This is a genomic window from Stenotrophomonas sp. PS02298 (assembly GCF_029959445.1).
Taxonomy (GTDB): Bacteria; Pseudomonadota; Gammaproteobacteria; order Xanthomonadales; family Xanthomonadaceae; genus Stenotrophomonas.
The window spans coordinates 1-22,228 of sequence record NZ_JASCOR010000069.1; the positions used below are offsets into that span (position 1 = coordinate 1).

The window sequence follows — 22,228 nt, forward strand, 5'->3', positions numbered from 1 at the left end:
GAGCCATGCTCGGCAGTGGCTCTACCGGTGAAGCCTCTGCCGAGCATGGCTCGGCACTACACAAAAAAGCCCGGCATTGCCGGGCTTCTTCTTGGATCTTCGCTCATCCTTACTTGAACAGCGTGTCCGGGTATTCCGGCTTCTGCTCACGGGCCAGCAGTTGCTGCAGGCCTTCGGATGGGCTGAGTTCGCCGTGCAGTACCGACTGCACTGCCTTGGAGATCGGCAGGTCGATGCCATGGCGATCGGCCTGACGCATGACTTCATCGGCGGTCTGCACCGATTCAACCACCTGGCCGATTTCCTTCACCGCATCGGGCAGGCTCTGGCCGCGACCAAGCGCCAGGCCCAGGCGGCGGTTGCGTGACAGGTCGCCGGTACTGGTCAACACCAGATCGCCGAGGCCGGCCAGGCCCATCAGGGTTTCCGGCTTGCCACCGATGGCAGCGGCCAGCCGCAGCATTTCATTGAGGCCGCGGGTGATCAGGCCGGCACGGGCATTCAAGCCCAGCTGCATGCCATCGGCCACGCCGGTTGCCACCGCCAGCACGTTCTTCATCGCCCCGCCCAGCTCGGCACCGACCATGTCGTCGCCGGTATAGGCGCGGAACGCCGGGCCGTGCATGGCGTCTGCCACCTGCTGGGAGAACGCATCGTCATCACCGTGGACGGTGATGGCGGTGGGCAGGCCGAGGGTGACTTCCTTGGCAAAGGACGGGCCGGTGACAACGGCCAACGGCACGTCCGGGCCCAGCACTTCACGCGCTACTTCATGCAGGAAACGGCCCGAGCCGGGCTCGAAGCCCTTGGTCGCCCAGGCCACGCCTGCCCCCGCCGGCCGCAGCGGCGCCAGCGCGCGCACGGTTTCGGCAAAGGCATGCGAAGGCACCACCACCAGGATCCAGTCTGCCCCGGTAACGGTGGCAGCCAGGTCGGTGCTGGCGCGCAAGGATTCTGGCAAGGGAATCCCCGGCAGATACCGGGGATTCTCATGACGCTGATCAATCGCCTCGATTACCGCTGCATCACGTCCCCACAGCACGGTCGTATGACCGTGCCGGGCCAACAGTGTGGCCAGCGCGGTGCCCCAGGAGCCCGCGCCGACAACGGCGATCTTTTCTGCGTCGTTCGTACTCATACAGAAACGCAGGCGCCGATCAGGCGTTGCCAGCCGGCTCGGAGTCGGCCAGCGACGGCTCGCCCTGCTGCTGACGCTGACGCAGGGTTTCAGCGTACAGGCCTTCGAAGTTGATCGGCTGCAGGTAGAACGGCGGGAAGCCGCCAGCCTGGATCAGGTCCGAGACAATCGAACGCACGTACGGGAACAGGATGTTCGGGCACTGGGTGCCGAGCAGCACGTCGATCGCCTGCGGCTCCAGACCGATCAGGCCGAACACGCCAGCCTGCTCGACTTCGGCCACATAGGCGGTCTTGTCACCGGCCTTGCAGGTCAGGGTCACGCCCAGCACCACTTCGAAAGCGGTCTCGGACAGGCGCTGTACCTTCTGGTTCAGGTTCAGCTGCAGGTCCGGCTGCACGTTCTCGTTGAAGATGACCGGGGAATTCGGCGACTCGAACGAAACGTCCTTGACGTAGATCTTCTCGATGGTGAAAGCCGGGCCGTTGGCGGATTCGTCGGCCGGGACTACGCCGTTGGTGTTCTCTTCGGACATTGCTCAAGACTCCAGAACAGATTGTTCATTGAATGGGATTAGTACAAGACCAGCGATGGGGGCGGTTGCCCACCTACACAAGCCCTGACTGAAAATTTGCTGACTCAGTTACGGCCCTTGACCAGCAGCAGATCTGCTGCCTGCCAGGCCGGCAAACCACCGTCGAGCACATAAACCTGCTCGTAACCGGCTTTTTTCAGTGCTTTGGCTGCTGTTGCCGAGGCATTGCCGGTACGGCACAGCAACACCACCGGGCTCTGCTTGGCATTGGCCAGCAGCTTGTGCGCCGGGGTCAACTGGGCCGGCTGCACATTGCGGCTGCCGGCAATATGGCCCTTCTCGAAGTCGGCGGCAGCCGACAGATCGATCACGGTCGCACCGCCGGCATTGATCATATGGGTCAATTCAGACGGCTTGAGCGACTTGTAGCCACGGAACAGGCGGGCGATCTCGGTGGCAATGATGGCCACCGTCAGGCCGACCAGGGCCAGCGACAGCATCGGATTTCGGCCGGCGAAGGCCAGCAACTCTTCGTAATTCACTCAGGTCACGGGTCGATAAGAGGGCATGGATTGTCGCACAGCCGGTGAAAATGCAGCCAATGCCTCATTGGCCCTGCCAGAAGTCCGGCAAACCGGCTGCCTGCCACCAACGCTTGGCTTCCGGATCCCAGCGCCAGCGCTCGTTCACGATGACCGTCCGCTCTGCCTGGGTATTCCGGTTGATGACGCCCATTTCGATGCGTCGCTCGATGCTGCCGTCGGCGCCGGCAGCTGCTGAACGCTCGCGGTAGCTGGACACCTGCACCTGCCGGTAGCGCTCGCGCTGCAGGTCGGTGATCGGGTGCTGCTGCAGGTAGAGCGGGTCGATGAATTCTTCCGCCTTGTCGAAATCGCCCCAGCGCACGGCCGCAACGTAGGCCTCCTGCGTAGGCACCAGCTTGTTGCGCTGTGAGCGGCTCGGGCCCTCTGCCTGGGCTGAACCAGCGACCAGCAACAGGGCGACGACAACGGACTGGAACAGGTTTCGGAACATGCAGGCCCCCTCGGTGATGCCCGATCTTAGCCTTTGCCGAGGGCAACGAAACGGCCCTCGAACTCGGCCGCCCCACCTTCGATCGCCGCCCGTACCGTCACCCGCGCACGGCCGCGCTTACTGAACGTGGTCAGGAATTCATCCCAGTCCTGGTCCGGCGCCAGCCGCGCGGTTGCCAGCAGGTCGCCATACACTGGCGCACGGTAGCGGATGTTGCTGTCGGCCACGTACACCTCGGCCTGCTGGCCGGCCAAACCCAGGCGCATGCTGACCAGCGCCCAACCCGACAGGGTCATCACCGACGCCAGGCTGCCGCCGAAGGCGTTGCCCTTGTCGTTGATGTTGACGTCCAACGGCGCCTGCATGCGCAGCACGCCGTTGTCATAGCCCGCAATGCGAATGCCCATCGCCGCAACCGGCGGCATTGCGGTAAGAGTGCGCTGGAGGTTCTCCAGCAGCACGGAGTCAGCAAAATGTTCGGACATGTACGCGCACGCAAAACGGAAAGCGCCCGCATAATGCATGGAATGAATCGCCCCGCCTATGTGCCAGCCGACACGGTCTGGCATCTCATCTCGATGCGTCCGCAAGGGCAACACGACACAGTGCGCAGCGCAGCGGCGCGTTTGGGTGCACGTACGCTGGCGTTGTCGCCTTGGCGACTGCAGATGCGTACCGACGAGGAAACACGCGAGCAGCTGAACGCAGCACGCGATTACGACCGACTGGTGTTCACCAGCCCCGCCGCGGCCGAAGCCGCTGCGCGGCTGTTGCCATTGGCCGAGCTTCGCGCAGGCAGCCTGATTGCCGTTGGCGAAGGCACCGCGCGCGCCTTGCGTCGCCGCGGTGCGACCAGCGTACAGGCGCCGGCCCGGATGGACAGCGAAGGCCTGCTGGCCTTGCCCGCCATGCAGCACCTGCATGGATTGCGCGTGGCCTTGGTCACCGCTCCCGGCGGCCGCGGCGTGATTGCCGCGCAGGTGCGCGAACGTGGCGCCAAGCTGCAACGCATCGATGTTTACGAACGCGTGCCATTGCCGGTCAGCAAGGCCACCATTGCGCGCCTGCAGGCACTGCCAACGCCTTATGTGGTGGCGGTCAGCAGCGGCGAAGCCTTGCAGACGGTGCTGCCGTATCTGCCGCCAGACCTGTTGCAGTGCTGGCAGCAGGCCGCAGCGGTCACCGCCAGCGCACGGCTGGCCGAACTTGCCACCGAGCTTGGCTTCCGCAATGTCAGCGTTGCCGCCGGTCCCTTGCCGGGCCAGCTGGCCAGCGCCGCCCACGCCGCGCTTTTCCCGGCCGCAGGCTGAGTACAGAACCAAAGGCGACTTGCAGGCATGCAGCGCGCGGGCGATGCTTTGCCTGCACCAACAGCGTGGTCACCCTTGTGTCGTGGCCATGCCCGCCAAGGATGTTGCCCCCCGATGAATGAAGACGTCGCACCCGTTCAACCGCGCCGGCCCCTGCGCTGGCTCCTGCCGCTGATCGCCATCGCCGTGCTGGTCGCTGCCGGCTGGTTTGGCTGGCACAGCTGGCAGAGCCGCCAACAGCAGGCCGACCTGGCCCGCGACAGCGCGACCCAGCAATTGAACGCCATGCAGCAGGGGCTGGACGCCCTGCGCCGCGACCAGCGCGCCAATGCCCGCAGCATCCAGGACGCCGCCGCCACCAATCGCGTGCTGCGCGACGAAGTGCTGGGGCTGAGCCAGCGCAACGCGCTGCTGGAAGAAAACCTTGCCCAGTTGGCCGACAGCTCGCGCCAGGGCGCGCAGGCCGTGCGCCGCGAAGAAGCCGAACTGCTGCTCAACCAGGCCCAGCAGCGGCTGACCTTCGCCGGTGATCTGGACGGTGCGCGTCGCCTGTATGCATTGGCCGCCAGCGCGCTGGAAGGCATCGACAGCCCCGACTACCTCAACCTGCGCCAGGCCTTGATCCAAGAGCGCAATGCGCTGGATGCGCTTGGCCCCGGCGTGCGCGCCCGCACCGCTGCCCAGCTTGAGCAGTGGTCCACTGAACTGGAACACCTGCCCGAACACCTGCAGCTACCCGCCGACACCCAGCAACCGTGGTGGCAGCAGATGCTGTCGCCGCTGGTGCAGATCCGCCCGGCCGACGGCAAGGTCCTGGTTGCCCGCTCCGAACGCATCGCCGCCAATGACTCGCTGCAGATCGAGCTGAGCCTTGCCCGCGCCGCCCTCGAACGTGGCGACGGCAAGGCCTGGCAGCAGGCATTGGACCGCGTGGACGGCTGGCTGCAGCGGCTGTGGCCGGATTCACCGCAGCGCCAGCTGCGCCGCAGTGAGCTGCGTGAGATGCGCGGCATGGAACTGCGCCCCAACCTGCCGGAACTGGGCAGCACCCTGCAGCAACTGCGCAGCACGCGCGCCGCCAAGGACGCACCATGAAGGCCTTCCGTTCATTGTTACTGGTGTTGCTGGTCGCCGCTGCCGGCATCTTTGGTGCGCAATGGCTGGGCCAGGACTCGGTGCGCGCCCTGGGCGAAGTGATCGTCCGTGCCGGCGACCACGACTACATCGCCACCTTGCCGCAAGCCGCGTTGGCGGTACTGATCGCCGCTTTGCTGGTATGGCTGCTGTGGTCGCTGATCAGCACCCCGTTCCGGGCCTGGGCACGGCATCGCCGCAAGCAGGGCCGCGCGCGCCTGATCGATGGCCTGCAGGCATTGGACAACGGCCAATGGCAACGCGCGGAAAAACTGCTGCAGAGCGCGGCAACCGAGAAAGCCGTGCGTCCTATCGCCCTGGTGGCCGCCATGCGCGCGGCCGAAGCACGCGAGGACAACAGCAGCGCCGGCCAGCATCTGCAGCAATTGGCCGAAGCCGACCCGCACCTGCATGCCCTGCACAGCGCCGAGCGCTGGCTGCAGCTGGACAAGCCGCTGGAAGCGATCAACGCGCTGGACCTGCCGGCCCTGCAACCGCTGCCGCCACGCGGCCTGTGGCTACGCACCGAGGCCTTGCAACGCGCTGGCCGCGCCGAAGAGGCCTATGGCCAGCTTGGCGCGCTGCGCCAGCAGCAGGTGCTGCCACCCAGCGCGGTTGCCGGCCTGGAAACCACGCTCGCCCTGCAGATGCTGGACGAAGCCAGCGACGTCAATACGCTGGCTGCACGCTGGGAAGTGCTGCCCAAGTCCGTGCGGGTCAGCCCGCAGGCGGTGGCGCGCTACGCGCAGCGCGCGGTTGCACTGAACTGGACCGATGTCGCCCTGCGCAGCATCGAACAGACCCTGGACAGCCACTGGGACGAAGCGCTGGTCAGCTTGTACACGCAGCTGCCGGTGGAGAAATTCGATTCGCGCCGGGCAAGCGCCCAGCGTTGGCTGCAGTCGCATCCCAACAGCCCCGCACTACTGCTGGGCCTGGCCCGTCTTGCCGTTGGCCAAGGCCAATGGGCGCAAGCCGAGGAGTTCCTGCACCGGGCCATCGCCCAGGATGCCGGCGCCGACGCCTGGGATGCCTTGGGCGAGGTGTTTGCCGCACAGGACGAGCAGGCGCTGGCCAGCCAGTGCCTGCTCAATGCCGTGCGCCAGCGCCGCGGCGAAACGCCGCAGCCGATCCAACGCCGCACCCTGCACCAGCAGATCCAGGACCAGGCCGTGGCCGAAGAACGCGATGCCCATGGTTTTCCGCGTTTGCCGGGCTGAGTCTCTGCAGGTGCACCCTCGACGCTTTCCGTAACGAGCCGCAATGAACATACCTCCGGATATCCATGCGCGCGTGGTCGCACTGACCGACGCGATCCTCAGCGCCTGCGAAGATGGCGAAGAAGACGCCAGTGCATCGCTGTATGCACAGCTGCATGCTTACTGCGACTCAATCGCGGCTGCCGGCCGTGATCATCCATTCCTGTGGGAAACGCTGGCAGACTTCACCGGCGATGATCACCTCGCCATCAACCACTACACCCACGCATTGATGCTTGCCAACGCAGCGCAGGCCATCAACTACGAAGCCTCGATCTGCCTGGCACTGGCCGAACGTCATTCCAACCTGGGCGATGTTGCCGCGGCCCACGAACACGCGCTGCGCGCAGATGCATTGGCACAGCGCACGGACGACCTGCCACTGCGCCAGGCCATCAGCCAGTTCCTGCTGGATCACGCACAGGCGGCCAACGAGGGCTGAGCTGGCGCTGCATCGTCCGGGCGCATTGCGCTCGCCCGGACTTCGTTGGCCGCTGTCGAACTAGTCGCGGCGATACGGATAGCGCGGCAGGCGTGCCAGAAACGCCGGCGATACCCCGCGATACACGGCCAAGCTCACATCGATCTTCTTGGGCTTGAGTATCTGCATGCCGATCAGGCCCCACAGCACCATCACCAGGAAGGTCAGTATCCCCAGGCCGATCACCGCGCCACTGTCGAACAGAAAACAGCCAAACAGCGGCACCAGCGACGCCCACGCCATCAGGATGAAATTCAGCCGCCGCTTGCGATGTGCCGAACACAGGCCGACGTTGTGCACTGCCGTCTTGCGCACCGCCAGTGCGGCAATCAGATAGACCAGGATGTGCAGCAGGATCAGCAGATACAGCCACGGCGAGTGCCAGTAGAACTTGCGCTGGCGGTATTCCAGCGCCGGCTTTCCGCATTTCACGCAGTAGCGCGGCAGATCGCTATGCGGCAAGGCCAGCAGCTGATCGCCATCACGCCAGCAGGTGCCGTTGTCCGGGCTGGTGTTGGCAAGCGGTGGCGGCAAGGCCTCCGGCGCGGCATACGGGTTGAACTCATCCATTCGTTACGTCCCCTGTGAGATTCCAACGGACCGCCTCCCAAGCGACCCACATCTGCGCCATTGGCGTGGCATCGCAGCATGCGGCGGCAGAATCCGTCGTTGAAACGGCGCTCAGAACACAGCCAATGAACACACCGCCAGCTACGCCGCTCAGCGCCGCCCTTGTTGTGGCTTGACGTCGCTCGCATCGTCACTGGCAGCTGCATCTGCAGCCACTCCCGCCGCATAGGCGGCATCTGCGGCTGCTGCGGCGGCGGCAGCTGCCGCATCGGCGGCGGTGCGGGCTGCGGCCTCCGCCGCCTCCGGCGAAATCGGGCCCGCTGCCGTCTCCTCGGCCGGCGGCGGCGCATTCGCGTCCACCGCCATGGTGTTCATCGCGCTGTTTTCGGCGATCAGCTGCAGCTGCTGTGCGATCTCGGCGACGTATTGGCGACGCGCGCGTTCGCGCTCCTGCCCAGGCACCAGACGCTCCGGCAGTGGCTGCAGGCGCTCGAAGCGGGCGCGCGCGGCATCGAAGCGCGACAACCTGCGCTCCCATTCGCCCAGCAGCATCTGGCAGTACAGCCAGGGTTCGTCCTTATCAGCGGCGGCGCGCGCATCCGGACATTGTTGCGCGACCGCCGCCGATGCGGCTTGCACGTAGCGCGGGTATTGTTCCGGCGATGCCTGCCAGGTTGCGCTCTGCAACACCCCGGCACGATCCTTCAACGGCGCATCGACGGCTTCGAACAGGCGCGACAGCAACCAGTAGCTGGTTTCAGTACCACGCATGCGCTGGTAGTCGTCGCTTTCGACCACTGCCGTCAGGCGCTTGATCTCGTCGGCGCTGTAATCGTCCTTGTAGATGACGAAGCCGTTGCCCGGACAGGACACCAGTGGCCACGGCGATTGGATGGCGCCATGCAGGCGTCCATCGAGGAAGTGGCCAAACGCCGTGCCAGACCCCATTTCCTGCGCACTGAAGCGCTCGCCGCCGATCGGGCAGACATGCTCCACCTGCATGAAGGTCATCGCGGCGGCAGGCGCCGCCCATCCTGCCAACAGCACAGCCAAACCGATCGCAATACGCTTCATGCCCTGCCCCATCCTTTGGTAGGCAACCATTGTAGTGCCGACCCATGGTCGGCAAAGAGCATTACCGGGAGCGCCGCTGCTGTAGTGCCGACCCATGGTCGGCAGGGGGCATTACCGGCAAGGCCTCTGCCGAGCATGGCTCGGCACTACAAGCGCATCAGCGCTCGACGATGGCGACCACGCCCATGCCGCCGGCGGTGCAGATCGACACTAGTGCACGACCGCCGCCGCGAGCAGCGAGCTCCTTGGCCACGGTGCCGATGATGCGGGCGCCGGTGGCTGCGAACGGGTGGCCGGTGGCCAGCGAAGAGCCCAGCGGGTTGATCTTGGCCGGATCGATACGGCCCAGCGCTGCATCCAGGCCCAGGCGGTTGCGGCAGTAGTCCTCGCTTTCCCAGGCACTCAGCGTGCACAGCACCTGTGCGGCGAAGGCTTCGTGGATTTCATAGATATCGAAATCCTGCAGGGTCAGGCCATTGCGCTTGAGCATTTCCGGCACGGCGGTGGTCGGTGCCATCAGCAGGCCTTCGCCATGCACGAAATCCACTGCCGAAACCTGCGAATCGCGCAGATAGGCCAGCGGCTCGTGGCCGTGCGCGCGCGCCCATTCCTCGCTGGCCAGCAGCACCGCCGCGGCGCCATCGGTCAACGGGGTGGAATTGGCAGCGGTCAGGGTGCCGCGACCAGAGGCCTTGTCGAAGGCCGGCTTCAAGGTGGCCAGCTTTTCCAGCGAAGTATCCGGGCGCAGGATGTTGTCGCGCTCGACGCCGCGGAACGGTGCGATCAGGTCGCTGAAGAAGCCGCGCTCGTAAGCGGCAGCCAGCTTCTTGTGCGAAGACACCGCCCATTCGTCCTGGGCTTCACGCGAGATGTTCCATTCCTTGGCCATGTCCTCGCAGTGGTCGCCCATGCTCTTGCCGGTGCGCGGCTCGGCCACGCCCGGGAACTCGGGCTTGAGCTCGGAGAACTTGAAGCCCTTCAGCAGGGTGCGGATCTTGTCGCCGGTGCTCTTGGCACGGTTGGCCGCAAGCAGGCGCGCGCGCAGCTTCTTGCCGTAGACGATCGGCACGTCGGAGGTGGTATCCGAACCACCGCCGATGCCGGATTCGATCTGCCCCAGGGCGATCTTGTTGGCGACGGTGATGATGCTGTCCAGCGAGGTACCGCAGGCGCGCTGCAGGGTGATGCCCGGGGTCAGCGGCGACAGGCCGGATGACAGTGCGGCCTCGCGGCCGAGGTTCCAGTCGCTGGGGTGCTTGATCACCGCGCCCATCGCCACTTCGCCCAACTGCTGGCCGTGCAGGCCGAACCGTTCAACAAGCGCCCCAAGCGTACGGACCGACATGCCAAGGTTGCCAACGTCCGAATAAGCGGTGTTCTGACGGCAGAACGGGATGCGGACACCACCGAGGATGGCGACGGGTCGAGCGCTGGGCATGCGGGTACCTGACATGGGAAAGAGTGTTCAAAGTGGCCTGCACGCGATAGCAGGCATAATGGTGTTGAGTGTAGCTTCGAGGCCGTGATGGGCCAACCGCGAATCATGAGCAATTCAAACCCCGACGTGAACGCCCTTGGCGTAGTGGCATTGGAACTGGCTGGCGGCGAGCAGCCCGGCAAGGCAGCCCTGGGCTCCGAGCAGGCTGGTGAGCTGGCTGCGCTGATCGGCCGTGACCTGACCAAGCTGGTACCGCAGGTCAGCGAACTGGACCTGGTATTCGCCGCCGCGCATTTCGACCCGGCCGAAGTCCTGCGTCCCGGCCTGCCCATTCATCGGCGCCTGGAAGAGCTGCAGATGCGTGCCCCCGGCCGCAATCATGGTGCTCGCCTGCTGGCGTTTGGTGCCGATGCCAATGGCGAGATCCCGCTGCCGCTGCAAGCCGATCCCGCACTGACCGGCGGTGCGCTGCGACTGCTGCCGTTCGTGCTGGCTGGCGGTGAAGCGGCCGTGCGCCATGACGTGCGCGATGCGCTGGAAGACGTGCTGCTGGCCAATGGCATGGCACAGCCGGACACCGCGCTGCTGGCACAGAACAGCTTTGCCGCACAGATCGAACACGCGCGCTATTTCACCGTCAACGACCTGGCCGCGATGATGGCCATGCAATATGACAACCAGGGCCTCGCTGATCTGTGGCCAATACTGGAGACAGCGATGTTCGCGCCGAACGAAGAGCAATGGCTGGAGGCATCACCCGAGCCGTTGCTGCGTTACGTCGGCGGCGAAGTGCGGATGGCCTTGTTCGATCCGGCCGGTTGGTGCGCGCATTACGCGCAGGACAAGAACGACTGCGATCGTCTGCAGCGTGTGTACGAGCAGTACATGATGCGCCAGCGGCAGATGGCCGCGGTGTTGGAAGCGCATGGCATCGATGTGCTGTATGTGCATGTGAATGCCGGACAGGATGCGAAGGCCCTGCTGGCGCATTGAGTGCGTGCTGTTGAATGCAGAAAAGGCCGCGTAAGCGGCCTTTTCTGTTCCCGCAGTACTGCATGCACTGCCCCCTCCCTTTGCCGAAGGCAAGGGGAGGGTTGGGGAGGGGTGCTGTTGCTGTTGCCTTTTGTCTGACCTCGGTCATCCGACCGGAAAACTCAGCAACTGGTCAATCTGATAGCTCTGAGTGGAGAGCAGGTGCGAAGGTGAAGGCCAAAGCCACAGCCGAAGCCAAAGCACCCCTCCCCAACCCTCCCCTTCGCTGCGCGAAAGGGAGGGAGACAAGCCTTGGCGTCGGCTAGGTCAGGAAGACCGTCACTGCACCTTGGTGATGACCGCGCACGCCAGGCGTGCACCTGCATTGCCGGTCGGCTGGGTCTTGTAGTCGTCCGGGTCGGCGTGGACGATCAGGCCGCGGCCGACGATGTCGAAGCCATCGCCAACACCGACGTTGACGTTGCTCGCCACCGGGCCATCGATATGCGCGTTGCCCTGCGCGTCGGCCTTGATGTTGGGCATGTCGCCACCGTGATGCATGGCGGTGCTGATGCTGCCGTGCTCGCTGCTGCCCGGGTTGAAGTGGCCGCCTGCGCTGGTGCCATCCGGTGCGCTGCAATCGCCCTTCTCGTGGATGTGGAAGCCGTGCTCGCTGTCCGGCTTCAAGCCAGTGATGTCACCGCTGGCGCGCAGCTGGCCGTCGACCAGGCTGAAGTTGATGGTGCCGGCGACCGTGCTGTCCTTGGTCGGCTGCAACTGTGCGGTGGCGATCGGCTTGGCCATTTCCGGCGGTGCGGCCGGGTCGGCAACTGGCGTGGTGGCCGCTTCAGCCGCAACGGTCTCAGCCGGTGCGGCATCGGGCTCTGCGCCCTTGTTGCAGGCGGTGAGGGCCAGGGCGCTGGCGAGGAACAGGCTGGTGTGGATCAGTCGCATTGGTTGACTCCCTTGCTGGTCTGGATCGAATCCGGGTTGGACTTGCAGGTGGCGCTCAACGCACCACACGAATCACCGCACAGGCGACACGCGCACCTGCATTGCCGGCCGGTTGGCTGCGGTAATCGTCGGCTGACGCATGTACCACCAGTGCGCGCCCAGCGACGTCGTTTGCAGCACCACCGCCGAGGGTAACGCCGCGAAGATGAACGTCTACGTTCGCCACGCCTTTGGCATCGGCCTGCAGGTTGTCCATGTCGCCGGCATGGTGCGCGCCCGCAGCGGCGCGGCCGTGCTGCTGCATGCCCGGGTTGAAGTGGCCGCCGGCGCTGCTGGCATCCACCGCGCTGCAATCGCCTTTCTCATGCACATGGAAGGCGGCCTGCTGGCCGCGCGGCAAGCCACCGATCACACCGGTGATATGCACCCCGCCAGCTCCCGGCACCAGTGCGAGACGGCCACTGACCAGACTGGCCGAGGCCGGTGCGAGATTCGCTTCGGCCATCCTGGCGGTGCTGACCGTCGCCACCGGCGGCGGCGCCTCCGGCTTGGGTGCGGGCGTCGATCCACAGGCGCTGAGCAGCAGCGCTGCGGCGACGGCGGCGGTAACGGGTAGCAGGATGCGCATCGATATCTCCTTGCAACAGATCAGGCGGGCCGGTGCCATGTTCAACTGCCGCGACGGCGGCCAGGCCCAAGTTTGCGGGTAACGGTGTTACGGCCAAGTCCGAGCCGGGTCGCGGCATCGGCACGGTGGCCATCGGTGAAATCCAGTGCCACTTCCAGCAGCACATTGTCCAGGCGCTCACGTGCCTCGGCATGCAGGCCACTGGCGCCTTCGGCCAAACGCTGCCTGGCCCATGCCGCCAAGGCCTTGTCCCAATGCTGCGGTGCCACCGCGGCAGTGCTGCCGGTGGCACGCCCGCCGCGGTTCAAGGCGGCCTGTACGTCTTCGGCCGATACCGTATCGGCGACAGCCAATGCCGCCAGGCGCCAGCAGACGTTCTCCAGCTCGCGGACGTTGCCCGGCCAGTGGTGCTCGCGCAGCGCCTTCACCGCAGCAACCGACAGACGTTTGGGCGGCATGTCGAGTCGCCGCGCGGCATTGGCAAGGAAGTTCTCGGCCAGCTGCGGCACATCGCCCAGACGCTCACGCAGTGGCGGCAGCAGCAGCCGCACCATGTCCAGCCGGTGCAGCAGATCGGCACGGAAGCGCCCTTGTTCGACCAGCGTTTCCAGGTCCTGGTGGGTGGCTGCAACCACGCGCACGTCGACGCGGATCAGCTCGCGGCCACCAACACGGAAGAACTCGCCTTCGGCCAGCACCCGCAGCAATCGCGTCTGCAGCGCCAGCGGCATGTCGCCGATTTCATCGAGGAACAGGGTGCCGCCGTCGGCCTGCTCGAAGCGGCCGATGTGGCGCTTGGTCGCGCCGGTGAAGGCGCCTGCTTCGTGACCGAACAATTCGCTTTCCAGCAGCTCGGCCGGGATCGCAGCGGTGTTCAACGCTACGAACGGGCCTTTTGCGCGCGGTGACTCGCGATGCAGGGCGTTGGCCACCAACTCCTTGCCGGTGCCGGTCTCGCCGTTGATCAACACCGACAGCGGTGCCTGCGCGAGTCGTCCGATGGCGCGGAACAGCGCGCGCATGGCGGGGGTGTCACCGATCAGCTGCGGTGGGCCTTCTTCCTTCTGCGCTGCCGCAGGCGGCAGTGCCACCGGCTCCGGCAGTTCTTCGGCTTCGGGCAGCGCGCGCCGCGCCAGCTCCACCGCATCGTCCAGATCGAAGGGCTTGGACAGGAATTCATGCGCACCGCCACGGAATGCGCCAGCGGTGCTGGCCACATCGGTGTACGCCGACATCACGATCACCGGCAACTGCGGATGCGCGGTCTTGAGCTTGTCCAGCAATACCAGTCCATCGTCACCGGGCATGCGCACGTCGGTGAACAGCAGATCCGGCACCGGCTGCCGCGCCATCGCACTCAGCGCCGCGGCAGCGCTATCGAAACCTTCCACCGTGTAACCGGCGTCGCGCAAGGCGGTGGTCAGGACGAAACGCACCGAGCGATCGTCATCGACGACCCAGACGGTCGCGGCCTGTGTGGACCTAGGCATCGCCCACCTCCGGCGCTTCCTCGGCGGCTGGCAACGGCAGCAGTACGGTGAACACGGTGTGGCCGGGGCGCGAGCGGTAGCTCAAGGTGCCGCGGTGTTCGCGTGCGACCTGCTGGGCCAGTGCCAGTCCGAGACCGGTACCTTCGGCGCGGCCGCTGACCAGCGGCAGGAACAGGTGCTCGGCCAGTTCTTCCGGCACGCCACGGCCGTCATCGGCCACTTCCAGCCGCAGGGCAAGCGCATAGGGCTGCTCGGCGATGCGCAGGCCGTGTTCGACGCGGGTGCGCAGGGTGACGCTGGTGGCGCCGGCCTGGATCGCGTTGCGGACCAGGTTCAACAAGGCCTGGGTGAGGCGGTCGCCATCGCCGGGGAACTCGGGAATGCTGGGATCGTAATCACGCAGCAGGCGCACCGACCAGCCAGCTTCGTTCTCGACCAGGCGCAGCACGCGCTCCAGCGCGGCATGGATGTTCAGCGGTGCATGCGGGCGTTGCGGTGCCGGCGACAGCAGTTGCTCCAGCAGGGTATTGAGCCGTTCGATCTCGGCGCCGATCAATTCGATCAGCTCGCGCTCGTCGGCATCGCGCCCGCTCGCACGCCTTGCCAGCAGCTGCGCCGCGCCTTTCAGGCCGGCCAGCGGATTGCGCAGCTCATGGGCCAGGCCTTTCAAGGCCGCACTGAACGCGCCGGGCAAGACCTGCGCCGGGTCCGTGCCCTGGAACTCGTCCACCGGGTGCGCTTCCAGCAGCCAACCGCCCTGCTCCACGCCGCTCAGCCAGCCATCGGCGAAGCGCGGCGTCTCTCCCGGCAGGGCCAGGGTCAGCCGTGGCAGGCGGCTCATGTCGGTGGCTGGATTGGCCAGCCGCTGTGCCAGCACCTCGCCCTGCGCTTCCAGCGACACCAGCGGCTGGCCCAGCAGGCGCCGCACACTGACCCCCAACCACCGGCAGAAAGCCGGGTTGGCGCCCTGGATGCGGCCGTCCGCGCCACACCAGACCAGTGGTGTGGCCAGCAATTCCGGGGTGGGCGAGAAATCGGTGTCGGTCATTGCACCAATATAGTGCAAAGCGGGCCGATCACTGCTTCTGCTGCAGCAGGGAATACAGGATGCGGGCGTCCTCGGCGTCCAGCTCGGCCGGCAGGCTGTCGCTGCCACGGAAACGACGGTGGAAGGCACGCGCAGCGGCAGCGCGGTCGTCCAGCGCGTAACCGAAGGCCTGCATCGCCATCCAGCTGTCAAAACCGGCCGGCGCCGGGCCGTGCTTCGGGTCTGGCCACAGGCCGAAACCGGCCTCGGCCAGCTGCTGCCACGGGAAGTAACGGCTGGGGTCAGCCTTGCGGGTCGGGGCCAGATCGGCGTGGCCGATGATCTGGCTGCGCGGGATGTTGTAGCGCTTGCAGAGATCGTCGAGCAGGCGCAGCAGGCTGGCGATCTGCGGCTGGGTGAACGGGCTGTCGCCGTTGTTGTCGATTTCGATGCCGATCGAGGTCGAGTTGAGATCAGTGAAACCGCCCCAGCGGCCACCACCGGCATGCCAGGCGCGTTCGCCATCGGCCACAAGCTGATAGAGCTCACCATCGCTGCCGACCAGGTAGTGCGAGCTGACCTTGCCGCCGCTGTTGGCGCTGCGCAGCGTGTCCAGGCTCTCCTGCACCGAGTCCTGCTCGGTGTGGTGCAGCACGATCAACACCGGCTGGCGATCGTTGTAGTTCGGCGACGGCACCCAGTGCGCGAGCGGATTGCGCTCGGGCGTGGAGGTACAGGCAGTCAACGTGGCCAACAGGGCGAGCGGCAACAGCAGTTTGGTCTTCATATGGGCCATTGCACGTTGCTGGGCGTTGCTTTGCAAGTGCGCTAGGGCATGGAACGACAACTGGGCCGATGACGGCGGCGATGTGGCTTGCTTGCATTGGAGGGCCTGCTCAGGGAGTTGGGGAGCCGACGTGATGCCGGCATGGAACATGCGTTGCATGTTCAAAACGCTTTCCGCTGGGGATGGCTGGCCGATGTGGCTAGGCTATGCAGATGGATGGTTCGTCGATCTGCTGGAGCGGCAATGCGTGATTCACTGAAACAGAAAATTGTTGCGGTCTGCGATGCAAAGGTTGCGGCGAAGGGGCCGACGGTTGGGCTGTCGTTCTATGCGTTTTTTGCGAATCGGAATGACGATCCGGAACTGCTGATGGAAGCGGCTACGTGGTGGATCAAGATCCATCGCCTGGATCACTTCGAGAAGGCTGAGAAGGTGAAGGCGTTGGTGCTGGCAGAGGGATGACGCACACTGGGTTTCTTCGGTTTGATGCCGGCTGTGCGGTGATGCTGCTTCGCCGCACCCTCTCCCCAACCCCTCTCCCGGAGGGAGAGGGGCTCTGCTTTTTGCGGGATGGCGTCCTGTAGTGCCGAGCCATGCTCGGCAGGGGCCTTCCCGGTAATGCCTCAAAGCTGCCCTCACCCCAACCCCTCTCCCGCGCGCGGGAGAGGGGCTTGAAGCGACAAGCGGGAGAGGGGCTTTGATTTCTTTCTAGATCAGGGCTTAAGTGCTCAAGCCTCGTAGGCCGATTCGCCGTGGGTGGTGACGTCCAGGCCCGTGCGCTCTGCTTCTTCACTGACGCGCAGGCCAACCAGGGCGCGGACCACCAGCAGGATCACAGCAGTAACCACGGCCGACCACAGCACGGTGAAGCCAACGCTGACCACCTGCACCCACACTTGGTGGGCAATATCCAGATCAACCTTAGTGCCGCCCAGCGACTGTGCGCTGAACACGCCGGTGAGGATGGCGCCGACTATGCCGCCCACGCCATGCACGCCGAACACGTCTGCGGTGTCGTCGGCCTTCAGCAGGCGCTTCAGGCCGGTCACGCCCCAGACGCAGACGATGCCGGTAACGAAGCCGATGACGATGGCGCCCAGCGGACCGACAGTGCCGCATGCAGGGGTAACACCAACCAGACCGGCCACGGCGCCCGAGGCTGCACCAAGCGCTGACGGATGGCCCTTGGTGACGGCTTCGACCAGCGTCCAGCCCAACACGGCTGCTGCGGTTGCCAGCACGGTGTTGATGAAGGCCAGCGAGGCAACGGTGTCGGCGGCGGCAGCGGAACCGGCGTTGAAGCCGAACCAGCCCACCCACAGCAGCATCGCGCCGATCCAGGTCAGTGGCAGGTTGTGCGGCTTCAGTGCGGTCTGGCCATAACCCAGGCGCTTGCCGACGAACCATGCAGCAACCAGGCCGGCAACACCGGCATTGATGTGCACCACGGTGCCACCGGCAAAATCGATTGCGCCCATCTCACCGAGATAGCCACCGCCCCAGACGATGTGCGCCATCGGGATGTAGCTCAGGGTGAACCACAGCGCCGAGAACAGCAGCACCGCGCGGAACTTGATGCGCTCGGCGAAGGCGCCGACGATCAGCGCGGTGGTGATGCCGGCGAATGTCGACTGGAAGGCCACGAACAGGAAGTCCGGCAGCCCGGCGATCGGCGTATTGCCCACCGAGTCCGGCGTGAAGCCCTTGAGGAAGGCGAATTCGGTGAAGGAACCAAAGAACTGGTTGCCCGCACTGAACACCGCGCTGTAGCCATAGGCCACCCACAGGATCAGCACCAGCGAGAACACCACCAGTACCTGGCTGAGCACCGACAACACGTTCTTGGCACGCACCAGGCCGCCATAGAACAAGGCAAGGCCGGGCACCACCATCATCAGCACCAGCAAGGTAGCAGTGAGCATCCACGCCACGTCGCCCTTGTCGAAGCTGGGTGCAGCGTCTGCTTCAGCAGCAGGTGCGGCTGCAGCGTCTGCCGGCGCGGCTGCCACTTCCGTGGCAGAAGCAGGCGGCGCCTGCGTGTCCTGTGCCCAGGCACTGCTGGAAAACATGCCCAGCAGCATCGCGGTGAGCATGAAAGACAGGCACAGGCCTCCGAGCCGGGCTTTCAACCCGGTGAAAAATTCCGTTCGCATTGTCGACTCCGGTTGTGGGGATGGAACCTGCCAGCGACCTGTTGTCATCTGGCGGTCGCTGCCGCCGGAGGACGGGTCGGTAGCGGGTTCTTAAAGCGCGTCGGCGCCTGTTTCGCCGGTGCGGATACGCACCACTTGTTCAAGCGCGGTAACGAAGATCTTGCCGTCACCGATCTTGCCGGTGCCAGCTGCGCCCTGCAGGGCTTCGATCACCGCCTCGACGTTGTCGTCGGTGACGGCGGTTTCGATGCGGATCTTGGGGAGGAAATCGACGACGTATTCGGCGCCACGGTACAGCTCGGTGTGGCCTTTCTGCCGTCCAAAGCCCTTGACCTCGGTGACGGTGATGCCGGAAACGCCTGTGGCGCCCAAGGCTTCACGCACTTCGTCGAGCTTGAATGGACGGATGATCGCGGAGATTAATTTCATGCGCATGTCCCGATGTGGAGGAGACCGGCCTGCGGCTGCGGGCCGGCATCGTGTCTTCCACCGGCCGTTGTGCGGCCGCTGGCTGTTGCGCCGAACGCATCATGGGCCTGGCTGTTGCCGCCGGCATTGCTGCCGGCGACCGCAACCACGCGGGAGGGAGGAATGGCCCATGCCGCGCGCTCGGATTCTCTTGCCCCTGCAGGTGTGTTGCTGGCTGTTGCTTCGCCTGTGTGCTCCCCAGCAACAAAGGCGGCGGCGATGGACGCAGATGGGAGGGGGAGGGTCCACGCCACCGCCGCCTAAAAACAGCTAGTAACTACACCTGGTGTTGCCGGCGGCCAGCGCGATGCGAGGGCCGCCGTTACATCAGCTTGTTGACTCAGCTTGCGTAGTACAGCTGGTACTCGAGCGGGTGGGTCGCTGCGCGGAACGCGGTGACTTCCTTCATCTTCAACGCGATGTAGGCATCGATGAAGTCGTCGCTCATCACGCCACCGGCCTTGAGGAACTCGCGGTCCTTGTCCAGCGCTTCCAGTGCCTGGTCCAGCGAGGAACAGACCTGCGGGATCAGCTTCTCTTCTTCCGGCGGCAGGTCGTACAGATCCTTGTCGCTCGGTGCGCCCGGGTCGATCTGATTCTTGATGCCGTCCAGGCCGGCCATCATCAGCGCGGTGAAGGTCAGGTAGCCGGACTGGATCGGATCCGGGAAACGCATTTCGATGCGGCGTGCCTTCGGGTTGGACACCCACGGAATGCGGCACGACGCCGAACGGTTGCGCGCCGAGTAGGCCAGCATCACCGGTGCCTCGAAGCCCGGGACCAGGCGCTTGTAGCTGTTGGTGCCGGAGTTGGCGAAGGCATTGATGGCACGGGCGTGCTTGAAGATGCCGCCGATGTACCACAGCGCCATCTGGCTCAGGCCGCCGTAGCCGTCACCGGAGAACAGGTTGGCGCCACCCTTGGCCAGCGACTGGTGCACGTGCATGCCGCTGCCGTTGTCGCCGACCAGCGGCTTGGGCATGAAGGTGACGGTCTTGCCGTTGCGGTGGGCAACGTTCTTGATGACGTGCTTCATGCGCTGCAGTTCGTCGGCCTTGGTCACCAGCGTGTTGAACTTGGCGCCGATCTCGCACTGGCCGGCATTGGCCACTTCGTGGTGGTGCACTTCGACTTCGATGCCGACCTTTTCCAGCACCTTGCACATCTCGGCGCGGATATCGTGCAGCGAATCGGTCGGCGGCACCGGGAAGTAACCGCCCTTCACCGCAGGACGGTAGCCGGTGTTGGTGCCGTCGTAGCTCTTGCCGGTGTTCCAGGAGCCTTCCTCGGAGTTGATCTTGAAGAAGGTATGGCCCATGTCGTTGGCGAACTGGACCGAATCGAAGATGAAGAATTCCGGTTCCGGGCCGAAGAACGCCAGGTCGGCGATGCCCGAGGACTTCAGGTACGACTCGGCGCGCTTGGCGATGCCGCGCGGGCAGCGGCCGTAGCCCTGCATGGTGGCCGGGTCGAGCACGTCACAGGTCAGCACCAGGGTCGGGTCGGCGTAGAACGGGTCAACGTAGGCGCTGGCCGGGTCCGGCATCAGCACCATGTCCGACTCGGCGATGCCCTTCCAACCGGCGATCGAGCTGCCATCGAACATCTTGCCTTCTTCAAACAGCGACGGCTCGATGATCGATGCCGGGAAGGTCACGTGCTGCTCGATGCCACGCATGTCGACGAAACGCAGGTCGATGAACTCGATCTGGTTGTCCTTGATCAGCTTCTCAACGTTTTCCAGGGACATCGGGTGAAACCTCGGATGGATGAAGAATGTGTTTATTAAAGCAAACGCCGTGCCAACTTTTGAAAGGCCGTAAGTGATTGTTTTAACTGGGCAATGGTTGCACTTGCACCTTTATGGCCGCACCACATTGGTGCTACTCATGCGTCATGCACCGTTCGGGTGCGAAAAGCGCAATGGACTATGCTGTGCCCGACTCCTCTCAATCCGCTTCCATGTCCGACCTGCTCTCCGCCCTGCTCCTTGGCATCCTCGAAGGCCTCACCGAATTCCTCCCGATCTCCAGCACCGGCCACCTGCTGATTGCCCAGCATTGGCTGGGTGAGCGCTCGGATTTCTTCAACATCGTCATCCAGGCCGGCGCCATCATCGCCGTCACCCTGGTGCTCCGGCAGCGGCTGTGGTCGCTGGCCACCGGCTTGAACCAGCGCGAGAACCGCGACTACGTGATGAAGCTGGGCGTGGCCTTCCTGGTCACCGCGCTGGTCGGCCTGCCGGTGCGCCTGGCTGGCTGGGAACTGCCCGAAACCGTTACCCCGGTGGCCTGGGCGCTGGTCATCGGCGGCGTCTGGATGCTGGTCGCCGAGCGTTTTGCCGCACGCATGCCCGACAACGAAACAGTGACCTGGAAGGTAGCCATCGCCGTCGGCCTGGCGCAGGTGGTGGCCGGTGTGTTCCCCGGTACCTCGCGTTCGGCCGCCGCCATCTTCCTGGCCATGTTGCTGGGCCTGAGCCGGCGCTCGGCGGCAACCGAGTTCGTCTTCCTGGTCGGCATCCCGACCATGTTCGCCGCCAGCGCCTATGCGTTCCTGGAGCTGGCCAAGGACGGCAAGCTTGGCAGCGAGAACTGGACCGATGTCGGCGTGGCCTTCACCGCCGCCGTGGTCACTGGTTTCATTGTGGTCAAATGGCTGTTGAGCTATATCAAGCGTCATTCCTTCAGCGGCTTCGCCCTGTATCGGATCGCCTTGGGCATCGGCCTGCTGTTGTTTTTGCCTGCTGGAAACTGAATGCGTCACTGCGGAGTTGACCCCGGCGCCCACGCCGGGCCGTTTATCGCCCTGAATCTTTCCACGCTCCCAAGGAGTTCCAAATGAAGCGCATCCTCCTGTTGGCCCTGCCGTTCGCCCTGATGACCGCCTGCAGCAAGCCGCCGGCCGTCGACGCCACCGATCCGGCGGCCCCTGCTGCGACCGCAGCTGCCGCGACGCCTGCCGCTGCAACGGCGAACATCGACGCCAGCCAGCTCGGTGCCAACCACTGGCTGCTGGACACCGCCGTGGACGCCAGCGGCAAGCGCATCGACGGTCTGTTCGTGCAGGCTGACAAGCCGCTGACCCTGGACTTCAAGGACAACCGCCTGTCGGTCAGCAACGCCTGTAACAACATCGGCGGCGGCTACACACTGGAAGGCGATGCCCTGACCGTCGGCAACCTGATGTCCACCAACAAGGCCTGCCAGGGTCCGCTGATGGCGGTTGACGGCCTGATCAGCGAGCGCCTGCAGGGCAAGCTGACCGTGCGCGCACTGGATGCTTCGGCACTGACCCTGGTCACCGCTTCCGGCGATGTGCTGAGCTTCCGCGCCGAGCCGACCGCCGAGACCCGCTACGGCGGCCCGGGCGAGACGGTGTTCATGGAAGTGGAGCCGCAGACCAAGCCCTGCCCGCACCCGCTGATGAAGGACGCCACCTGCCTGCAGGTGCGTGAGGTGAAGTACAACGAGCAGGGCCTGGAGCAGGGCAAGCGCGGTGAGTTCACCAACTTCTACGGCAACATCGAGGGTTACACCCACGAGCCGGGCGTGCGCAACGTGCTGCGCCTGAAGCGTTACGAGATCAAGAACCCGCCGGCCGACGCCCCGTCGCAGGCCTATGTGCTGGACATGGTGGTGATGTCGGAAATGGCGAAGTAAGCCCGAAGGGCTTACGCAAACAGCAAGGGCGCCGTCAGGCGCCCTTGCTGTTTTGTAGAGCCGAGCCATGCTCGGCTGGGGCGTTACCGGGAAAGCCCCTGCCGAGCATGGCT

The 22,228-nt window shown here is 65.2% G+C and carries 24 protein-coding genes; 8 read left to right on the top strand and 16 right to left on the bottom strand.

Translation table 11 applies throughout. The features are described from left to right. Positions 1–109 precede the first annotated feature (109 nt). From QMX78_RS11635 to QMX78_RS11655, 5 genes are all read right to left on the bottom strand, one after another. On the bottom strand, positions 110–1,138 hold the full coding sequence (locus tag QMX78_RS11635; protein ID WP_282269648.1) for an NAD(P)H-dependent glycerol-3-phosphate dehydrogenase: 1,029 nt from the start codon (positions 1,136–1,138) through the stop codon (positions 110–112). 19 nt (positions 1,139–1,157) lie between these two features. Then, positions 1,158–1,673, bottom strand: coding sequence for a protein-export chaperone SecB (gene secB / locus QMX78_RS11640; protein ID WP_282269650.1), 516 nt, complete (start codon positions 1,671–1,673; stop codon positions 1,158–1,160). Positions 1,674–1,777: 104 nt separating this feature from the next. Beyond that, positions 1,778–2,215 (bottom strand): rhodanese-like domain-containing protein, encoded by a 438-nt coding sequence (locus QMX78_RS11645; protein WP_057629188.1) that lies wholly within the window; start codon positions 2,213–2,215, stop codon positions 1,778–1,780. 64 nt (positions 2,216–2,279) lie between these two features. After that, positions 2,280–2,708 carry a hypothetical protein gene (locus QMX78_RS11650; RefSeq protein WP_282269656.1) on the bottom strand — a complete coding sequence of 143 codons (429 nt, stop codon included), beginning with the start codon at positions 2,706–2,708 and terminating at the stop codon, positions 2,280–2,282. A 26-nt stretch (positions 2,709–2,734) separates the two neighbouring features. Further along, positions 2,735–3,193 carry a YiiD C-terminal domain-containing protein gene (locus QMX78_RS11655; RefSeq protein WP_282269658.1) on the bottom strand — a complete coding sequence of 153 codons (459 nt, stop codon included), beginning with the start codon at positions 3,191–3,193 and terminating at the stop codon, positions 2,735–2,737. A gap of 42 nt (positions 3,194–3,235) precedes the next feature. Here QMX78_RS11655 and QMX78_RS11660 point away from each other — a divergent pair, with 42 nt between their 5' ends. From QMX78_RS11660 to QMX78_RS11675, 4 genes are all read left to right on the top strand, one after another. Next, entirely contained in the window at positions 3,236–4,018 is a 783-nt protein-coding gene (locus QMX78_RS11660) for a uroporphyrinogen-III synthase (protein ID WP_282269660.1), read from the top strand. Between the two features lie 114 nt (positions 4,019–4,132). Beyond that, positions 4,133–5,113 carry a uroporphyrinogen-III C-methyltransferase gene (locus tag QMX78_RS11665; RefSeq protein ID WP_282269662.1) on the top strand — a complete coding sequence of 327 codons (981 nt, stop codon included), beginning with the start codon at positions 4,133–4,135 and terminating at the stop codon, positions 5,111–5,113. Further along, complete coding sequence (locus tag QMX78_RS11670) at positions 5,110–6,372, top strand: heme biosynthesis HemY N-terminal domain-containing protein (RefSeq protein ID WP_282269665.1); 1,263 nt, start codon at positions 5,110–5,112, stop codon at positions 6,370–6,372. The genes QMX78_RS11665 and QMX78_RS11670 overlap by 4 nt, the downstream gene beginning before the upstream one ends. Before the next feature lie 43 nt (positions 6,373–6,415). Further along, positions 6,416–6,853 carry a hypothetical protein gene (locus QMX78_RS11675; protein ID WP_282269666.1) on the top strand — a complete coding sequence of 146 codons (438 nt, stop codon included), beginning with the start codon at positions 6,416–6,418 and terminating at the stop codon, positions 6,851–6,853. A gap of 60 nt (positions 6,854–6,913) precedes the next feature. On the opposite strand, the gene QMX78_RS11680 is transcribed toward QMX78_RS11675, so the two are convergent. From QMX78_RS11680 to QMX78_RS11690, 3 genes are all read right to left on the bottom strand, one after another. Next, a complete protein-coding gene (locus tag QMX78_RS11680; RefSeq protein ID WP_282269668.1) occupies positions 6,914–7,462 on the bottom strand; it encodes a hypothetical protein in 549 nt (182 codons plus the stop codon). Between the two features lie 150 nt (positions 7,463–7,612). Next, the gene (locus QMX78_RS11685) at positions 7,613–8,536 is read right to left on the bottom strand and encodes a hypothetical protein (RefSeq protein WP_282269670.1); all 924 of its coding nucleotides are present in this window, start codon (positions 8,534–8,536) and stop codon (positions 7,613–7,615) included. A gap of 157 nt (positions 8,537–8,693) precedes the next feature. After that, the gene (locus QMX78_RS11690; RefSeq protein ID WP_282269672.1) at positions 8,694–9,989 is read right to left on the bottom strand and encodes an acetyl-CoA C-acetyltransferase; all 1,296 of its coding nucleotides are present in this window, start codon (positions 9,987–9,989) and stop codon (positions 8,694–8,696) included. Positions 9,990–10,079: 90 nt separating this feature from the next. On the opposite strand from QMX78_RS11690, the gene QMX78_RS11695 reads away from it, so the two are divergent. Next, on the top strand, positions 10,080–10,967 hold the full coding sequence (locus tag QMX78_RS11695; RefSeq protein ID WP_282269675.1) for a hypothetical protein: 888 nt from the start codon (positions 10,080–10,082) through the stop codon (positions 10,965–10,967). A gap of 318 nt (positions 10,968–11,285) precedes the next feature. Here QMX78_RS11695 and QMX78_RS11700 read toward each other — a convergent pair whose 3' ends face one another. From QMX78_RS11700 to QMX78_RS11720, 5 genes are read right to left on the bottom strand one after another with little or no spacing between them, the layout of a single operon-like run. Further along, positions 11,286–11,900: a superoxide dismutase family protein gene (locus QMX78_RS11700; protein WP_282269676.1), complete on the bottom strand. Its 615-nt coding sequence runs from the start codon at positions 11,898–11,900 to the stop codon at positions 11,286–11,288. A gap of 55 nt (positions 11,901–11,955) precedes the next feature. Beyond that, complete coding sequence (locus QMX78_RS11705; RefSeq protein WP_282269677.1) at positions 11,956–12,528, bottom strand: superoxide dismutase family protein; 573 nt, start codon at positions 12,526–12,528, stop codon at positions 11,956–11,958. A 41-nt stretch (positions 12,529–12,569) separates the two neighbouring features. Then, on the bottom strand, positions 12,570–14,018 hold the full coding sequence (gene ntrC / locus QMX78_RS11710) for a nitrogen regulation protein NR(I) (protein ID WP_282269678.1): 1,449 nt from the start codon (positions 14,016–14,018) through the stop codon (positions 12,570–12,572). Beyond that, positions 14,011–15,066 (bottom strand): ATP-binding protein, encoded by a 1,056-nt coding sequence (locus QMX78_RS11715; RefSeq protein ID WP_282269681.1) that lies wholly within the window; start codon positions 15,064–15,066, stop codon positions 14,011–14,013. Before QMX78_RS11715 ends, ntrC begins: the two co-directional genes overlap by 8 nt. A gap of 28 nt (positions 15,067–15,094) precedes the next feature. Further along, positions 15,095–15,841 carry an N-acetylmuramoyl-L-alanine amidase gene (locus tag QMX78_RS11720; RefSeq protein WP_282269683.1) on the bottom strand — a complete coding sequence of 249 codons (747 nt, stop codon included), beginning with the start codon at positions 15,839–15,841 and terminating at the stop codon, positions 15,095–15,097. Between the two features lie 234 nt (positions 15,842–16,075). Between QMX78_RS11720 and QMX78_RS11725 the strand changes: the two genes are divergently transcribed. Beyond that, positions 16,076–16,294 carry a DUF6500 family protein gene (locus tag QMX78_RS11725; RefSeq protein ID WP_282269685.1) on the top strand — a complete coding sequence of 73 codons (219 nt, stop codon included), beginning with the start codon at positions 16,076–16,078 and terminating at the stop codon, positions 16,292–16,294. Positions 16,295–16,560: 266 nt separating this feature from the next. Here the strand turns inward: QMX78_RS11725 and amt are convergent, their stop codons facing one another. From amt to glnA, 3 genes are all read right to left on the bottom strand, one after another. Next, complete coding sequence (gene amt, locus QMX78_RS11730; protein ID WP_282269687.1) at positions 16,561–17,985, bottom strand: ammonium transporter; 1,425 nt, start codon at positions 17,983–17,985, stop codon at positions 16,561–16,563. Positions 17,986–18,075: 90 nt separating this feature from the next. Continuing rightward, positions 18,076–18,414: a P-II family nitrogen regulator gene (locus tag QMX78_RS11735; protein WP_282269689.1), complete on the bottom strand. Its 339-nt coding sequence runs from the start codon at positions 18,412–18,414 to the stop codon at positions 18,076–18,078. 379 nt (positions 18,415–18,793) lie between these two features. Then, complete coding sequence (gene glnA / locus QMX78_RS11740) at positions 18,794–20,203, bottom strand: type I glutamate--ammonia ligase (RefSeq protein WP_282269691.1); 1,410 nt, start codon at positions 20,201–20,203, stop codon at positions 18,794–18,796. Positions 20,204–20,415: 212 nt separating this feature from the next. Here glnA and QMX78_RS11745 point away from each other — a divergent pair, with 212 nt between their 5' ends. Together QMX78_RS11745 and QMX78_RS11750 are read left to right on the top strand one after the other, a co-directional pair. Continuing rightward, positions 20,416–21,210 carry an undecaprenyl-diphosphate phosphatase gene (locus QMX78_RS11745; protein WP_282269693.1) on the top strand — a complete coding sequence of 265 codons (795 nt, stop codon included), beginning with the start codon at positions 20,416–20,418 and terminating at the stop codon, positions 21,208–21,210. An 83-nt stretch (positions 21,211–21,293) separates the two neighbouring features. Beyond that, a complete protein-coding gene (locus QMX78_RS11750) occupies positions 21,294–22,115 on the top strand; it encodes an META and DUF4377 domain-containing protein (protein ID WP_282269695.1) in 822 nt (273 codons plus the stop codon). The last annotated feature ends 113 nt before the right edge of the window (positions 22,116–22,228 follow it).